The organism is Micromonospora sp. NPDC048986 (genome assembly GCF_040649335.1).
GTDB classification, from domain to species: domain Bacteria; phylum Actinomycetota; class Actinomycetes; order Mycobacteriales; family Micromonosporaceae; genus Micromonospora; species Micromonospora alfalfae.
Genome location: NZ_JBEZFJ010000001.1, coordinates 755051 through 770141, shown reverse-complemented (window position 1 = coordinate 770141; position 15091 = coordinate 755051). Strand labels below are relative to the sequence as shown.

The following is a 15091-nucleotide window of genomic DNA, read 5'->3' as shown; positions in this document are numbered from 1 at the left end:
CCGCGCTCGCCTTGATTACCGCCCGCAGCTTCCCTAATGTGGGGCACCGACCGCTGTGGGTCGTCTGCCTCGGCCCTTCCCTCACGCGAGGCGCCCGGCGGTCGGTTGCAAAGGAGTCGGTGCCGGTGGCAACCATGCCCCCTCATCGTCACGACCTGAATGCGTCTGCTCGCTCTGGTGGCCTGCGTCGCGTCGCGCACCGGGTGCTGATCCTGGTCGCCGCGGCGGCTGTCGGCGCCGGTCTGCTGACCGCGCCGGCACACGCCGCGCCCACGGTCGACGAGATCGAGGCTCAGATCGACAAGAAGTGGGAGCAGTTGGAGCCCACCATCGAGCAGTACAACAAGGTCCGGGCGCAGCTGAAGGTCAACCGGCAGAAGTCGGCGAACCTGCAGAAGAAGATCGAGCCGCTGGCGCTGCAGAGCGAGCTGGCGCTCAACCGGGTTGGCGACCTCGCCTCCCGTTACTACATCTCGGGCCCGTCGCACGACATCGGCGCGCTGCTGGTCAGCGCCAAGCCGGACACGCTCACCGAGCAGCTCACCATCCTCGACCGGCTCGCTTCGCAGGAGCGCAAGGAGGTCGAGGGCGTGCTGGCCGTGCGGGCCAAGTACGACGGCGAGAAGCAGAAGCTGGACGCGCTGATCGTCACCCAGACCAAGCAGCAGAATGATCTGGCGGCCAAGAAGAAGCAGATCGACGCCGAGATCAAGCAACTCGAGGCGTCGATGCCCAAGACCACTGTCAAGACGGCGGCCTGCCCGACCATCAACGGGGTGGTCAGTGCGGCGGCCCGCACCGCGATCCGGACCGCCTGTGGCAAGGTCGGCAAGCCGTACGTCTGGGGTGCCACCGGCCCGAACTCGTTCGACTGCTCGGGGCTGACCCAGTACGCCTACAAGGCGGCCGGGATCTACCTCACCCACCACACCGGTGACCAGTGGAACGAGGGCAAGGCCATTTCGCGGGGCGATGCCCGCCCCGGTGACCTGGTCTTCTTCTTCTCCGGCCTGAGTCATGTCGGGCTGTATCTGGGTAACAACCAGATGGTGCACGCGCCACGTGCCGGCAAGCCGGTGCAGGTGTCCAGCATCAACACCATGCCTGTCGCCGGGTTCCGCAGACCCGGCTGATCCACCTCGCGCCACACGACGGCCCCCGGTCACCGACCGGGGGCCGTCGTGGTTGTCAGCGGGGAGCGCCCACCGGAGACGGCAACAGCTGCACGTCGGCGAGGTCGACGTACATGATCCGGTGGCCGAACTGGATCTGCGCGTACCGGTTCTTGCCGCGGATCACCGTCCAGTCGCCGGGTGATGAGCCGTCGAACGTGCTGGCCCGGTAGTACTCGCCGGCCAGCACCGCGCCGACGGCGTACCGCTGCCCGGCGGCCAGGGTGTACTGGAGCGGCGAGATCGCCTGGTAGGGCACCCCTTCCGGGTACGCGGACTGCTCCGGGTACGCCCGTCCGTAGACCGGAACGGTGGTCCGGCCGGGCTTCGGCGTGGCCACCACGCCGACTGTCCAGCTGGCGGTCGGCGCGGACGCCGGGTTGTGGAACCAGGCCCGCTGCCCGAGGTACCAGATCGCCGTCCAGTCGCCCTGCCGCCCGGCCAACGCGTACGTCTGCCCGGCGGACGCCCGGGCCCCGTGGTCGGACACGGACATCGTGTTCGGGCTGCCGTCCGGGCGCAGCGCGATGTCGTTCACCAGCGGCGCGTCCGCTGACGGCGCGCTGCGCAGCACCACGGCCGAGGAGCCGCGTGGCGCGCAGGGCACGCCGGCGGTGACGCAGTCGGTGAACGCCGGCTGGTTGGTGGCGTAGTCCGGGTCGATCCGGACCAGCCCGGTGGCCGGGGTGCCGGTGTCCAGTCGAGGCGCGTGCAGCAGGTCGAAGTAGTGCGTCCAGTCCCAGTACGGGCCCGGATCCCAGTGCATCCCCCGCACTGTCGAGGGAATGGTGCCGGGCACGTTGTCGTGGCCGATGATGTGCTGGCGGTCCAGCGGAATGCCGTACCGCAACGCCAGGTGCCGGACCAGCTTCGCCGACGTCCGGTACATCGCCTCGGTGTACCAGGTGCCCTGCGCCGCGAAGCCCTCGTGTTCCAACCCGATCGACTTCGCGTTGACGTACCAGTTGCCGGCGTGCCAAGCGACATCCTTGGTCTTCACGTGCTGGGCGATGTGCCCGTCGACCGAACGCAGCGAGTAGTGCCAGCTCACGTAGGTCGGATCCTGGACGAGTTGCAGGGTGGTGGCCCAACTCGCCTCGGTGTCGTGGATGACTATGTACTCGATCTTCTGCCGTGCGGGCCGGTCGGAGAGGTCGTGGTTGCCGTAGTCACCGTCGCCGAACGCCTCGTAGGGCGCCGGGATCCACTCACACGAGATGGTGCGCGGGCACTCCACCCCGTCCGGGCGGGCCAGGCGGCGCAGGCCCAGTCGGTCCAACCAGGAACGCTCGGGCCGCACCGCGCGGGCCGGCAGGCTGACCCGCTGGCCGTCGTCGGTCACCCGGGCTTCGCCCGCGCCGATGGTGGTGAAGACCTCGTCGGCGAAGGCCGCGGCGGCGTCGGCGCTGTCCGCGCCGGAGTAGCGGGCCACCGCGCCGTACCAGGCCGCCGGGTCGGTGTCCGCGCCGACCGGTGCGCCCAGATCCCTCTGGTACGCGCTCAGCAGCGCGGCCCCGCCCCGGATGTTGAGACCCGCGTCGGTGCGCAGTGCCTCGGGGGTGGCGCCGGTCAGCGTGGCGGCGGCGTCGACGGTCTGCAACGCGGCGGTGGACGGCGCGGGTGCCTCGACCGGTCGGGGCGCGGGCACCAGTGCGGGACGGGAGTCGTCGCCGCGCGGGTCCTCGGCACCGGCGTCGTGGTGGCCGCGCCCGGGGAGGGCGGCCACGTGCCGCGCGTCGGTCAGGTGCATCGGGCCGTAGCCGCCACTGGTGCTCGGTGTGCCGGCGTTGGTGTCCCAACGGGACTCCAGGTACGAGACGCCGAGCAGCACGACGGCCGGCACGCCGTACTCGCTGGCCGCTGCGGCGTACTGCTGCTGGCGGTCGGTGGTGGGCGCGGCTGCGGCCGGGCCGACGGAGAGTGGCACCGTGGTCGCGGCGGCTACCACAGTGGCGGCGAGCAGTGCGCGCCAGCCGGTCGACAGGGTTGGATGGTGCATCGAACCCCCTAGATTCTCGCGGAGTGAGGTCAGGTCACCATCGCGCCGTCCGGGAGGTCGCGTCAATACCTTTCCATCTATCGAAGCAGAGGGAAAGAATTCTTCACACACTGTCGGTGACCTCGTCCAATCGGTACGGAGTGTCACTGCCGCACGGGTTGCGGATTGGTAACAGGCGTCTCTACTCTGGTCATTCGTCGGGCCGACAGCAGCTCCGCCCAGCCCGGGCGGTAACGGACCGACACCGCCGAGTCGTTTCCGAGCGAACCGGGGACCCAGGTCCCTCGGGGTGAATCCGCAGCCACTGCGGTAGGGCGCCGACTTCCCGCCCGAACCCGTCAGCTAACCCGGTAGGCGGTCAGGAAGAAGGAGTACGAGACCCCGGTGGCACTCCATGCCCCGCGGCCGTCGTCCGAGCGGTCGGCGTCAGCCGGCCCGACGCCGATAGTGCCGCGCCCACGCTGGTCCCGCTTCACCACCGCTCTCGCCGCGCTGGCGGGCATCGCCGTCGTCCTGACCGGCAGTGCCACGGCGGCCCACGCCGACCCGTCCGTCGCCGAGATCGAGCGCCAGATCGACGCCGACTGGAACAAGCTCGAACCGATCATTGAACGGCACAACGCCACCCGCACCGACCTCGCCGCGAAGCGCAAGCAGGCAGACGCCCTGGCCGCCCGGATCACTCCGCTTGAGCGCCAGGTCGACGCCGCGATGGACAAGGTCAGTGCCCTTGCCGTACGCGCCTACAAGGGTGAGAACGTCTCGACCGTCAACGCGGTGCTGGGCAGCCGGTCGCCCAGCGAGGTGGTCGGCCAGCTCGAAATGCTCGACCGCTTCGCGCACAACCAGCAGAAGGACGTGCGCCAGGTGGCCGACCTGCGCGACCAGTTGGCCGCGCAGAAGGCCCCGCTGGACGAGATGGTGGCCCAGCTGACCCGCACCGAGGCTCAGCTGGCGGCGAAGAAGAAGCAGATCAACGAGGAGATCGACCGCCTGCAGAAGCTGCGCCTCAAGGTGTACGGCAACGGTGGCGGCGGTCCGCTGCGTCCGGCGCCCTGCCCGGGTAGCTACCCAGGCGGCGCCGCGGGCACCGCTGTCAAGTTCGCCTGCGCGCAGATCGGCAAGCCCTACGTCTGGGGTGCCGAGGGACCGAACTCGTACGACTGCTCCGGGCTGATGCTGGCCGCCTGGGCGAAGGCCGGCGTGTCACTGCCGCACAACGCCGCCGCGCAGAGCCGGGTCACCAAGAACGTCAGCAAGGGCGACCTGCGCCCCGGCGACCTGGTCTTCTACTACAGCGACATCCACCACGTCGGCATGTACGTCGGCGGCGGCTGGGTGGTGCACGCCTCGCAGGCCGGTCAGCCGGTCAAGATGAAGAAGGTCGACGACGGTCCGATCCACAGCTACGGCCGTCCCGGCTGACTCCGGACGATCGAAGGGCCCGTCGCGAACTGTCGCGGCGGGCCCTCGTCGTCGTGGTCCTAGCGGGTTGGCCAGGTGCGCCAGTGCTGCCAGGCGCGGCTGGGTGTCGGCCCCCGCTGGCCCTGGTAGCGCGAGCCGTAGACCACCGAGCCGTACGGGTGCTCGGCCGGCGAGGAGAGTCGGAAGATGCAGAGCTGCCCGATCTTCATGCCCGGCCACAGGGTGATCGGCAGGTTCGCCACGTTGGAGAGTTCCAGCGTCACGTGACCGGAGAAGCCCGGGTCGATGAAACCGGCTGTGGAGTGCGTGAGCAGGCCGAGCCGGCCCAGGGAGCTCTTGCCCTCCAGCCGGCCGGCGAGCTGGTCACCCAGCGAGATGACCTCCAGCGTCGAGGCGAGCACGAACTCCCCCGGGTGCAGCACGAACGGCTCGCCGTCGGGGACCTCGACCGCCGAGGTCAGGTCGTCCTGCTGCATTGCCGGATCGATGTGGGTGTAGAGGTGGTTGTTGAAGACCCGGAACAGCCGGTCGAGTCGGACGTCGATGCTGGAGGGTTGGACCAGGGTGGGCTCGAACGGCTCCAGGCCCAGCGTGCCGGCCTTGATCTCGGAGACCAGGTCGCGGTCGGAGAGCAGCATCGGACCACCATAGCCGCGTTGCCAAGAGTGGCCGGATTCGGTGCCGGTGACCAGCGCGTCGAGGTCGCTGCTCGTACATTTGTTCGATAGAATGCCCACATGGCTTCCTGGTCCGAATTCGCCGCCGACGAGCCCCGACTCGCCGACGGGATCCGCGTTCTCCTCCAGCAATACGGGCCGGGCTTCGGCTATCTGGCCACGGTCCGTGCCGACGGCGGGCCCCGCGTCCATCCGGTCTCCCCGGTCATCACCGCCGAGGGGCTGTTCTGCTTCATCATCGACTCGCCCAAGCGCCGCGACCTCGAACGTGACGGCCGTTACGCGCTGCACTCGTTCCCTGCGGAGGAGAGCGACGACGAGGCGTACGTGGCGGGAAGCGCCCGTCCGGTGACCGATCCGGTCCTGGTGGCGCAGCTGGCGCGGAGCGCCCGGGCCGAGCCCCAGGCCGACTGGCGGCTGTTCGAGTTCACAGTTGACGTGGCCATGCTCACCCGCCGCGAGCAGCACATCGCGGGCATCCCGGGCCTCGCTCCGGGTCGGCCGGCCGTTCGGGTCTGGCTCGACCCAAACGCCCCGTCGGCGGTGGCGGCGCCCGTCGCCGTCCCGCAGGCGCGTCCGACCCGCCTCAGCCGTGACGTCCAGTGCACTGCCGCCTGACCACGGCCGGACGATCATCGCTGCCGGCTCCGTCGTAACGGAGCCGGCACCGGTCGTACGCACCGACCGCCTGGGATGATCAACTCGATCTCAAGGAAATCGCGGTGTCCCAGCGCTCCGGATGCCTCGACTTCCAGAAAGCCGAGTGGATCAACCTGGACGGAGGGGTACGCGTCCGCGGCAGCCGCGACCGGCGGGGGTGCCTGGGTGCAGAGGCTCGACGACTCGGGTACAGTGGTGCCGCTTGCGGGTGTAGTTCAATGGCAGAACATCAGCTTCCCAAGCTGACAGTGCGGGTTCGATTCCCGTCACCCGCTCCACGTACGGGAGCCCTGGTCAGGACACATGTCCGCCAGGGCTTCCGTGGTTCAGGGCCATGCGCCTGGCGTCGTCGCGGTGGTGGCTGACGTGCAGCAGGCAGCGCGGCCGGGCGCACTCGCCCCGCTTCGGGCTGGGCCGCTCATCGGCTCGACCGCCTAGGGAGACACACCGTCCTGCTCAAGCACTACCCGGATCGCATCAATTCTCGCTCGAATCGAGATCCATGCCCTGGGCAAGTGGCGACAGTAGAGCGTGCCGTGCGACGAGCCACATTTGTTGGCCACTCTCGAAGTTGACCTGGACCCGCTGGCCCGGACCCTCACCGGCGATGTCGACGACCTCTCCCTTTCCGTATGCTCGGTGTCTGACCAGGTCGCCGACCCCGATCTCGTACCCCGTATTGCGTTGGCGGTTCACCTTTGGTCGATCGGCATTTACCCTGGCCCCTGCCGCAAATTCCCTATCGGTGTGTTGAAGTTGTTCGAGGCGGCTTACTGAGTCTGAGAGTTCTTTGACGTAATCCGCAAGGTGGGATAAGCGGGACAGCGACTCGTCGAGTGCTACCACAGTGCGATCCAGTATTCTGAGATCACGGTGGGACAGTCCACTGAATTGCTTGTCGGTCTCACTGTCCCGCTCGAGGTTCCGGATTCGTGTCACCAGTTCTGCCAGCATGTCGTCAGGGCTGCGGCGAGGGCCTTCGGTGTTGTTGTGCTGGGTTGCCGCCAGTCGGACCTTCTCCTCCAGTTCTGGCCACATCGCTTCGAACAACCGGTCGATGGGTTCACGCGGCATGGGCTGTTCAGACATCTCGCGTAGCTCATGAATCAGCCGCCTCATGCCCTCCATGTCCAGCTTTCGTGACTGGAAAGACTGGAGTGGGGAAATCACTTCAGCCGGTTCGAGGTCAATGCATAACGGCACAAGACGTGCTACATCCAAACGTTTTGCCAGTGCTCCGGATTCGAACATCAACCACGGAGCCGACTGATTGGAGCGAGTCACGCAAACCAGCCCGAAATCGGCGCTCTCCAGGTTCGCGGCGATAACGTCGTTCCACCTGGTGCCGCTCTCGATCTCGACGTCGGACATCCAGGGCCGTACGTGCTGAACAACGATGCCCAGCCAACCGTGCAACTCGGATGCTATGGAGCGGCTCGGCTCGCCGCTCCAGGAGATGAAGACCTTCACCAGCCCTCCTGCGGTATCAAATGGTTCAACGTTACTCGACTTCATGTCGGGGCGGAATAAGATACTTGGATAACCTTAATGGCTTTATATCGTGATAATGCACAGAAGCGGTGACTGCTGCTCTCCTCTTGGTGACTGAGGGCTGCCGGTGCGGCAAGCTGATACGGTGACCGCCGCAATCATCGCCGCCAGCGCGAGCATCGTCGTAGCCGTATTTGCATTTCTGCTCAATCAGTATGGACAGCTGCGGCTAGAGCGGAGACAGGCTCGTCTCAGTCGAGTCAACAGTCAACTTCGCGACCTCTATGGGCCTTTGAACGCGATGGTCGACGCAAACGAACGGATCTGGGTGGTGCTGCGCCAGACGCATCTGCCGAAGTCGTCCGAACGGGGCCCAGAGGGCGGTGACACCGAATGGCGGCGATGGCGAGACGAAGTGCTACAGCCCGCAAATCGTCGAATGCGTGACCTCATCCTTGCGCATGCCGACCTGGTTGTGGAGGTCGAGGTGCCGGAGCCGCTGCGCGATTTCTGCGCCCACGTCGCCGCCCAGGAGATCGTCCGTGTCGCGGAGGTCGAGGAGGGTGCCCGCGAGTGGGCGCTTATTCGTCATCCCGGCGATGCGTACGTTTCCTACGTCCGACGCACGTTTGCCTACCTCAAGAGGGAACAGGCGCAACTCCTGCGCCAGTCCGTGTGAGCCGGTCCTTGTCGTGTGTCGCGTGAGCAGCGCAGGCTCATGTCGCCGCGGACGGGTAGAGGACAGTCACGTGCGCCGGCACGCCCCACCCGGCGGCCCGGTCGAGCGATGCCCGGAACCGGCCCACCGCCTCCTCGGCCTCGGGTATCGGCACGATGAGGGCCGACTGTGTCGGCTCCAAACCCTGCGGCTTCCTACCGGTAGTCGGCGAAGATTCGACGTTCCACACCATCGACGGTGATCGGGCCGCCGTGCGGAAGGATCCACTGTGGTTTGGTGTGGCCGAACGGGACGCCGACGCAGACGACCGCCTCGGGGTTGTAACGGGTCACCACGTCGACGACAGTGTCGCGCTGCTGCTCGCGAAGGAGCGCCCGATCCGCGGCGGGGGGTCGACGGGTGTGGTCGGAGACGGGCGGACGGGCGACCAGGACCGCGTCGACGGCGCCGAGGAGACCGCGTTCACCAAGTGAGCGGACGATCCAGCCAACCTCGCGGGCGGGGAGGAGTTCCTCCGACGTCTCGATGATCAGCACCCCGCCGTGCAGGACCTCCGGGGGAAACGGGAAGCGTCCCGCCGTCAGGATCCACTGGATGACTTCCAGACAGCCACCCCAGGTGGGGCCGGTGACTGCGCGGGACGGCCCGTACCAGCTCCACGGTTCCGTCGGTTCGCGCTCTCCATGCGACTTCAACGCCTGCGGATCTGCCCAGTCGATGCCGATGTCCTCGGACTCGCCCGGGTCGGTGATTTCCAGCCGTTCCCCGGTGAGCAACGCCGCTCGCAGCGACCGGACGTGGACGTCGTCGACGGCAGGCCCGGGGCCGAGGTGAACCTGGGACGACCCGCCGTAGAAGCTGGCGATGCCGAGACCCCAGAGCCAGTGGTGCAGGTTGGTGTTGTCGCTGGTGCCGAGGAACGGCTTCGGGTCGGCTCGGGCCAGGTCGCCGTCCAGGTGGGGGATGACGGTGATCTGGTCCTCGCCGCCGATGACGGCGAGGATGCCGCGTACCTGGGGATCCGCGAAGGCGGCGTTGATGTCCGCCGCCCGTGCCGCCGCGTTCGCGCCCACCTGGCGGGTGGTGGGATATTCGACCGGAACGAGGCCGGTCAGGTCAGCAAGCCGTCGCATGGCCTGCTCGTGGATCCCGGGATAGGCACCGGCCGCGGCGAAGGACGGTGAGAGGACCGCGAGGTGGTCCCCCGGGCGTGCCTTCCGGGGACGAACAAGCTCATGCTTCATGTCGAGATCCAACAGGTGCGTGAGCCCGTACGCATCTCATTTTGGGGCGGCTGTGAACGCGCACGCCAGTGGCGTTTCAGCACCTGCCTGCGGATGGCTGGATCGTTTTCTCGGCGACGAAGTAGGGCTCGGCCGCCTCCAGCCGGGGCACCTCCACGCCCAGCCTGCGCGCCTCCGCCAGGGTGTCGCGGCAGACCGCGCGCAGCTCCTCGGGGTTGGCGTGGGCCTGCATGACCAGACGCATCGGCGGGAAGTGCCTGAACAGCCAAGCCATCGCCGGTGCTGCCAGCCAGACGGGCGCAGTGAAAGGAGGCAGCTCGCCGCGGTGCCGCCGCAGATCAACGCCGCGAGCCTCGACGAGCCGAAGGAGTTCGCGGGTGGCATCGCTTCGCGTACGTTGCCGGACGTCAGCTTGGACAACGAGCCCGACTTCAGGCTCTGCGTGTGCAGGCCCGCGTTCTGAACGAAGTGGATCGACAGCCAGCCACGGAAGTCGGCGTTCTCCTGGAGCCTGAACCCCGCCTCCCGGTACACCTGGCGCACGGCCCGCTCGCGCTCGGTCGGCGGCCGATCGAGAGTGCCGAAGAAGACCACGGGCAGCAGAGCCCCACGCAGCACACCGTCGTCGCCGAAACCACCGCCGGCTCCGGGGCAGCCACAGGCCACCTGGTCGGCGGGGAGGTGTTAGGTCGCGGTCAGCGGCGCGACCCAGAGGTTGTTGAAGACGAGCACAGGCGCTCTGCCCGCGCGCGATCAGGTCGGCCTCCTTCAGCAGGGCGAGGTGTGGTAGTTCCTGCCGGGCCTCGCCAGCGGCTAGGGTCCGGCTTGGAGGTGGTCCGTGTTCACCGAAGCCTTTCCGATCGTGACGACACCTGACCTGCCACGACTGATCGCGTTCTACCGGGACGTGGTCGGCTTCGAGCTGACCTACCGGTTCCCGGACGAGGGTGCCCCGGAGTTCGTCGCGCTGCGGCTGGGCAGCAGCGAGCTCGGCCTGGCCGCCAACCCGGAGGCTGGCGGGCCGACCGACTCGCACCGCTGGGAGTTGTGCGTCTACGCCGACGACTGCGACGCAGCAGTGGGCGCGCTGCGCACCGGTGGAGCGACAGTCACCGAGGAGCCGGTCGACCAGCCCTGGGGTGAACGGTCCGCGCGAGTCACCGACCCCGACGGCAACCGGTTGCTGGTGCTGGCCCGGCTCTAGACGAACGGGCCGCGACCAGGGCTGTCATCGCCTCCAGAACAGCAGATGGGTGACCCCGCTGGTGCTGGGCACCGACTCGAGGTGGAAGCGGTCGAGCAGTTCGTCGGGGCTGTCCCACAACCGCTCGCCCCGGTGGAGGTCGACGGGCGCCACGGCGATGTGCATCGTGTCGACCAGATCGGCCTCGATGAACTCGCGGATGGTGGCGACCCCACCACCGAGGCGTACGTCCCGACCGTCGGCAGCCTGTTTCGCCTCGGCCAGTGCCTCGGCCGGGCTGACATCGCGGAAGTGGAACGTGGTGTCGGACCGGCTGAACGACGGACGCACGTGGTGGGTGAGCACGAAGACCGGCGTGTGGAACGGTGGGTTGTCCCCCCACCAGCCCTGCCAGTCATGGTTCTCCCAGGGGCCACGCTGCGGGCCGAACTTGTTGCGACCCATGATCTCCGCGCCGATGTTGCACTCGGCGTCGCGGGTCAGGTAGTCGTCCAGGCCACGGGTGCCCCCCGGCTCGGTGCGATACACGAAGCTGGCGGTGGCGGCACGCCAGGAGAACAGCGGGGTGGGGTCCGCGTGACCGAAGGGCCGTTCCAGGCTCTGCCCCTCCCCGGTGCCGAACCCGTCGCGCGAAACGTTGAAGCACTGCACCCGCAACAGTTGCGCCATGGTGTCTCCCTCTTCCTCCGATGGGCAGTGATTCAGTTCGCGGTCACCGTCGGGCCGCCTCCGCTGCCCCGGTCGTCGAGCACGAGGGGGGCGCGACCGCGCACCGCGTACCGGATGTGGGTCACCTGTGGGGTGGCGAGGACGCGGGTCGGCGTCAGCTCGACCCCCTCCCGATCGCCCAGGTCGAGGTCCGCGTCGAAGAGCCGCAGGCCGGTGCCGAGCACGACCGGTACGACGTGCAGCTCCAACTCGTCGAGCAGGCCGGCCTTGAGCACCTGCCGGACCAGGCTGCCGCCCCCGGCCACCGCGACATCCTTGCCACCGGCCGCGGCGCGCGCCTGCTCCACGGCGCTCGCCACGCCGTCGGTGACGTAGGTGAAGCTGGTGCCCCCACCCCGCTGCAGCCGCTGGCGGGGACGGTGGGTGACGACGAAGACCGGCGCGCGAAACGGCGCCTCCTCACCCCAGGGGATCTCACCCCCGTCGGCCATCCGGCGTCCCATCACGTACGCGCCGGCCGCGCCGAACGACTCGGCGATCACCTCGGAGTTGGTGTCCTGCTCGCCGCCGGCAAAGCCCTGCCGTTCGCGCCAGGCCGCCGCTTCGGTCGCCCACCGGGTGACCCGGAAGAATTTCGCGCTCTCCGCCGAGTCCATCCAGTTGCCGTTCCCGTCGAACTGTGGGCCGGCGTAGAAGCCGTCCACTGACACCGACAGTTGTGCGGTCACCTTCGTCATCGCGCTCCGAATCCTCTCCTCGGGCGACACCCCGCCTGGGTGCCGCTCCCCGAGGGGTCGGAGCCGAACGCGATGTCCCTACCGGGAAGAAGTGTGACGCGTGCCACTTGCGGGCTCGGCCAGGTACCACGTCCCGGCGTGTTCCGGGTCGCGTGACCAGCGCATCCGGGGCTTCTCCTCCGGGCGGGGGCTCCAGTCCCGATGGGGCGAGAGGGACACCCGCCAGGCGATCACCGCGAAGAAGTAGAGGCCCGGGCCGACCAGCCAGAGCAGGGCGTCGCGTCGCCGATAGGAGGCGTAGGGCGCGAGCCACGCGGTCGCCGCCATCGGCACCGCGACCGTGCTGAGATCGGCCACCGGCCCACTGCCGAATCGAGCCTCGACCAGCTCGCGGAGGATGAGGGACGGGACGAACACCCCGACCAGCAACGCCACCGTACGGATCATGCGGACCCGGCCTGCCCGGCGATCCGGAGATACGCGGGCAGCAACTGCTTCGGTGGGCATCCCCGGAGAGTACGGGCCGGCCGCATCTGTGGATCTGGGACTGCCGGTCGGCGATGGCGGCCTCGATTCGCAGACCGATACCGCTCAGCCGCCGGTCCTGACCGATGGATCGCCTGGTCCACGAGGTGCCGGGGCGCGGGCGGCCGGCCCGGCTAGGCTGGTGATCATGCGGATTGGCATCGTGATTCTGCCGGACCAGCGGTGGGCGGAGTCGCAGCGTCGCTGGCGGCAGGTCGACGAGTGGGGCTTCGACCACGCCTGGACGTACGACCACCTGGGTTGGCGTGACCTGGTCGACGGCCCGTGGTTCGACTCGATGGCCACGCTGACCGCAGCCGCGACCGTGACCTCGCGGATTCGACTAGGCACCCTCGTGGCGTCGCCGAACTTCCGTCACCCGGCCGCGTTCGCCAGGCAGATCACCACCCTGGACGACGTCTCCGCCGGCCGGCTGCTGCTCGGTCTGGGCGCCGGGGGAAGCGGCTTCGACTCGACGGTGCTGGGGGGTGAGACGCTGCCACCGCGTCAGCGGGTCGACCGGTTCGCCGAGTTCACCGAGTTGTTGGACCTGATCCTGCGGGAGGACGGCACCACCTGGCGGGGCGACTGGTTCGCCGCTGTGGATGCTCGCAACAACCCCGGCTGTGTGCAGCGGCCTCGGGTGCCGTTCGTGGTGGCCGCCAACGGGCCACGGTCGATGCGGTTGGTGGCCCGCCTCGGGCAGGGGTGGGTGACCACCGGCACTGGTGACGACAACGACCTGTCGGGTTGGTGGGCCAGTGTGTCGGCGCTGTCAGCGCGGATGGACCGGACCCTGGACGAGGCCGGCCGTGACCCGGCCAGCCTGGACCGTTACCTCTCGCTGGACGCGGGGCCGGTCTTCTCGCTCAGCAGCGCACAGTTCTTCGCCGATCAGGTCGGCCGGGCCGCCGAGTTGGGCTTCACCGACGTGGTGACGCACTGGCCGCGCGCCAGCAGTTGGTACGCCGGTGACGAGGCGATCCTGGTGGACGTGGCGACGCGGTTGCTGCCACAACTACGCGGCTGAGGCGGCCACCGAACCGGCCGGGGCGGCCGGTCAGGTGCCGAGGTCGCCGCTGGCCACACCGCCCTCGCCGCCGGAAACCAGGCGGAAGCGTAGGCAGACGATGGGGGTGTCGCCGTCGACAGGGGTGCCGAGCCGCGCCCAGTAGGTCGAGTGCCCGGCCCGCCACTCCTCGATCGAGCGGTCGCCCTCGCCCTCGGCGTGGGCGAAGTCCCAGGGCACGTCGGCGAAGCGGACCACCTCGACTCCGGTGATCTCCACGACGCCGGCCAGTGCGTTGGCGTCGTCGACGAGCGCCAGGCGTTCGCCGACGTGCTCCAACTCCTCGCCTTCTTCCGCGTACTCGGCGAGCCGGCCGGCCGTCGCGGTCTTCACACCGGCCAGCACCAGGGTGTTGAGGGTTGCCCGCAACTCACCGGGGGTACCGAGGGCGAGGGCGCGCAGTTCACCGATCCGAGGCCACATCCTGCCGAGGCTAGGCCAGGGCGGCCCGGCCCGCCGCCGCAATACCCGTCGCCCCGCTCAGATCAGTTGGCCGGCGTAGCCGGGTGCGGTGAGGAGCCGCTCGTCAGCACTGGTCGCGTACGCGTCGAGGATCGCGTCGGCGAGCTTGACCACGTGCTCGTCACCGTGGCGGGCCGCGCGGGCGAAGACCTCCGCCGGCGTTGCGGGGGTCACTGTCGGTGGCGCGATGCCGTCGGCTGGGGCGTACCCGGAGGTCATGGCCGCCGTCGCGGCCCAGGCCGCGGTGAGGCTCGGCGCCCACAGGCCACGGTCCAGTGCCGGCAGGGTACGCAGCACGGCGGTCGGGGCGGTGACCGCGTGCACCAGCATGACCGGCGCGGCGTGCCCGAAGCGCAGGTAGTTCAGGCCGGCCCGGTGCGCCAGCGCGGTGAGCCCGCGCTCCGCCTCGGCCGGGCTCCGCGCGGGGCGCAGCGTCGCGAGCGCCGGCTCCCATCGGGGTACGCCCGGCAGTTGGTCCAGCCGATCCCGGACGCCGCCGGTCTGGTCGTCGATCCGGGGCAGCCCGGCCAGCGCGGCTGCCACGTCGATGTCGTCGGCGTCGGGCTGGTCCGAATCGACGCTGAGCAGCCGGTCGGTGCCGGGGATCGGCTGCCAGCGGGCCGCCCAGTAGCCGAGGGCCTGGCCCAACTCGGTGAGCCGCTGTGGGTTCTCGTCGTCCGGGCCGAGCGCGCGTACGGCGTGCCCGACCCGGATCACACCGTGCGTGGCACCGGCGGCGATGCCCGGCAGCAGCCGGGGCCACCAGGTGCCGAGCACCGCACGCCACTGGTGTTCGCGCAGTTGCCGGTCGAAGTAGGCCAGCCAGTCGCCGGCGCGCTTCGGATCGCCCAGCGCCGACCGCCAGTCGTCGATCGGGTGCAGCCCTCGGGGCAGCTCGTCGAGGCGGCCGAGGTAGTCGTCGAGCCACCGGTGCACCCGGTGTGGGTGCCCGTGTCGGACCAACGCCTCGACGGCCATCGGCCCGTGGTTGGACAGCCAGCCCTGATATTCGGGGCCGGTGCGGTGCAGTCGCTCGTACGCCTCGTCGAGAACTCCGTCACTCATCAGCCGATCGTCG

16 protein-coding genes, 1 tRNA gene and 1 riboswitch are annotated in these 15091 nt (G+C 69.2%); of the genes, 7 read left to right on the top strand and 10 right to left on the bottom strand.

Annotation, left to right across the window (positions count from 1 at the left end; genetic code table 11):
• Positions 1-119: 119 nt before the first annotated feature.
• The gene (locus tag AB0B94_RS03595) at positions 120-1133 is read left to right on the top strand and encodes an NlpC/P60 family protein (protein WP_357267908.1); all 1014 of its coding nucleotides are present in this window, start codon (positions 120-122) and stop codon (positions 1131-1133) included.
• Positions 1134-1188: 55 nt separating this feature from the next.
• On the opposite strand, the gene AB0B94_RS03590 is transcribed toward AB0B94_RS03595, so the two are convergent.
• A complete protein-coding gene (locus AB0B94_RS03590) occupies positions 1189-3171 on the bottom strand; it encodes a peptidoglycan recognition family protein (RefSeq protein WP_357267906.1) in 1983 nt (660 codons plus the stop codon).
• Between the two features lie 235 nt (positions 3172-3406).
• Positions 3407-3542: riboswitch (cyclic di-AMP (ydaO/yuaA leader) on the top strand.
• 13 nt (positions 3543-3555) lie between these two features.
• On the opposite strand from AB0B94_RS03590, the gene AB0B94_RS03585 reads away from it, so the two are divergent.
• Complete coding sequence (locus AB0B94_RS03585; protein ID WP_357267904.1) at positions 3556-4596, top strand: NlpC/P60 family protein; 1041 nt, start codon at positions 3556-3558, stop codon at positions 4594-4596.
• Between the two features lie 59 nt (positions 4597-4655).
• Here AB0B94_RS03585 and dcd read toward each other — a convergent pair whose 3' ends face one another.
• Positions 4656-5234 (bottom strand): dCTP deaminase, encoded by a 579-nt coding sequence (dcd, locus tag AB0B94_RS03580; RefSeq protein ID WP_030332009.1) that lies wholly within the window; start codon positions 5232-5234, stop codon positions 4656-4658.
• A 99-nt stretch (positions 5235-5333) separates the two neighbouring features.
• Here dcd and AB0B94_RS03575 point away from each other — a divergent pair, with 99 nt between their 5' ends.
• Positions 5334-5891, top strand: a complete 558-nt coding sequence (locus AB0B94_RS03575; RefSeq protein ID WP_357267901.1) for a pyridoxamine 5'-phosphate oxidase family protein — start codon at positions 5334-5336, stop codon at positions 5889-5891.
• 246 nt (positions 5892-6137) lie between these two features.
• A tRNA-Gly gene (locus AB0B94_RS03570) sits at positions 6138-6211 on the top strand.
• A gap of 199 nt (positions 6212-6410) precedes the next feature.
• Here the strand turns inward: AB0B94_RS03570 and AB0B94_RS03565 are convergent.
• On the bottom strand, positions 6411-7403 hold the full coding sequence (locus AB0B94_RS03565) for a TIR domain-containing protein (protein WP_357267899.1): 993 nt from the start codon (positions 7401-7403) through the stop codon (positions 6411-6413).
• A 166-nt stretch (positions 7404-7569) separates the two neighbouring features.
• Here AB0B94_RS03565 and AB0B94_RS03560 point away from each other — a divergent pair, with 166 nt between their 5' ends.
• Positions 7570-8103, top strand: coding sequence for a hypothetical protein (locus AB0B94_RS03560; protein ID WP_357267897.1), 534 nt, complete (start codon positions 7570-7572; stop codon positions 8101-8103).
• A gap of 194 nt (positions 8104-8297) precedes the next feature.
• On the opposite strand, the gene AB0B94_RS03555 is transcribed toward AB0B94_RS03560, so the two are convergent.
• Both AB0B94_RS03555 and AB0B94_RS03550 read right to left on the bottom strand, forming a co-directional pair.
• Complete coding sequence (locus AB0B94_RS03555; RefSeq protein WP_357268420.1) at positions 8298-9236, bottom strand: LD-carboxypeptidase; 939 nt, start codon at positions 9234-9236, stop codon at positions 8298-8300.
• Between the two features lie 187 nt (positions 9237-9423).
• Positions 9424-9621, bottom strand: a complete 198-nt coding sequence (locus AB0B94_RS03550) for a hypothetical protein (protein WP_357267895.1) — start codon at positions 9619-9621, stop codon at positions 9424-9426.
• Between the two features lie 588 nt (positions 9622-10209).
• On the opposite strand from AB0B94_RS03550, the gene AB0B94_RS03545 reads away from it, so the two are divergent.
• Positions 10210-10551: a VOC family protein gene (locus AB0B94_RS03545; protein WP_357267893.1), complete on the top strand. Its 342-nt coding sequence runs from the start codon at positions 10210-10212 to the stop codon at positions 10549-10551.
• 24 nt (positions 10552-10575) lie between these two features.
• Here the strand turns inward: AB0B94_RS03545 and AB0B94_RS03540 are convergent, their stop codons facing one another.
• The 3 genes from AB0B94_RS03540 to AB0B94_RS03530 all read right to left on the bottom strand — a co-directional run bounded on the left by AB0B94_RS03540 (position 10576) and on the right by AB0B94_RS03530 (position 12404).
• A complete protein-coding gene (locus tag AB0B94_RS03540; protein ID WP_357267890.1) occupies positions 10576-11220 on the bottom strand; it encodes a dihydrofolate reductase family protein in 645 nt (214 codons plus the stop codon).
• 32 nt (positions 11221-11252) lie between these two features.
• A complete protein-coding gene (locus AB0B94_RS03535) occupies positions 11253-11957 on the bottom strand; it encodes a dihydrofolate reductase family protein (protein WP_357267888.1) in 705 nt (234 codons plus the stop codon).
• Between the two features lie 78 nt (positions 11958-12035).
• Positions 12036-12404 (bottom strand): hypothetical protein, encoded by a 369-nt coding sequence (locus AB0B94_RS03530; RefSeq protein WP_357267886.1) that lies wholly within the window; start codon positions 12402-12404, stop codon positions 12036-12038.
• Between the two features lie 220 nt (positions 12405-12624).
• On the opposite strand from AB0B94_RS03530, the gene AB0B94_RS03525 reads away from it, so the two are divergent.
• Complete coding sequence (locus AB0B94_RS03525; RefSeq protein WP_357267884.1) at positions 12625-13512, top strand: LLM class flavin-dependent oxidoreductase; 888 nt, start codon at positions 12625-12627, stop codon at positions 13510-13512.
• A gap of 30 nt (positions 13513-13542) precedes the next feature.
• On the opposite strand, the gene AB0B94_RS03520 is transcribed toward AB0B94_RS03525, so the two are convergent.
• Positions 13543-13974 carry an ASCH domain-containing protein gene (locus AB0B94_RS03520; RefSeq protein ID WP_357267882.1) on the bottom strand — a complete coding sequence of 144 codons (432 nt, stop codon included), beginning with the start codon at positions 13972-13974 and terminating at the stop codon, positions 13543-13545.
• A gap of 57 nt (positions 13975-14031) precedes the next feature.
• Positions 14032-15078: a questin oxidase family protein gene (locus AB0B94_RS03515; RefSeq protein WP_357267880.1), complete on the bottom strand. Its 1047-nt coding sequence runs from the start codon at positions 15076-15078 to the stop codon at positions 14032-14034.
• Positions 15079-15091 lie beyond the last annotated feature (13 nt).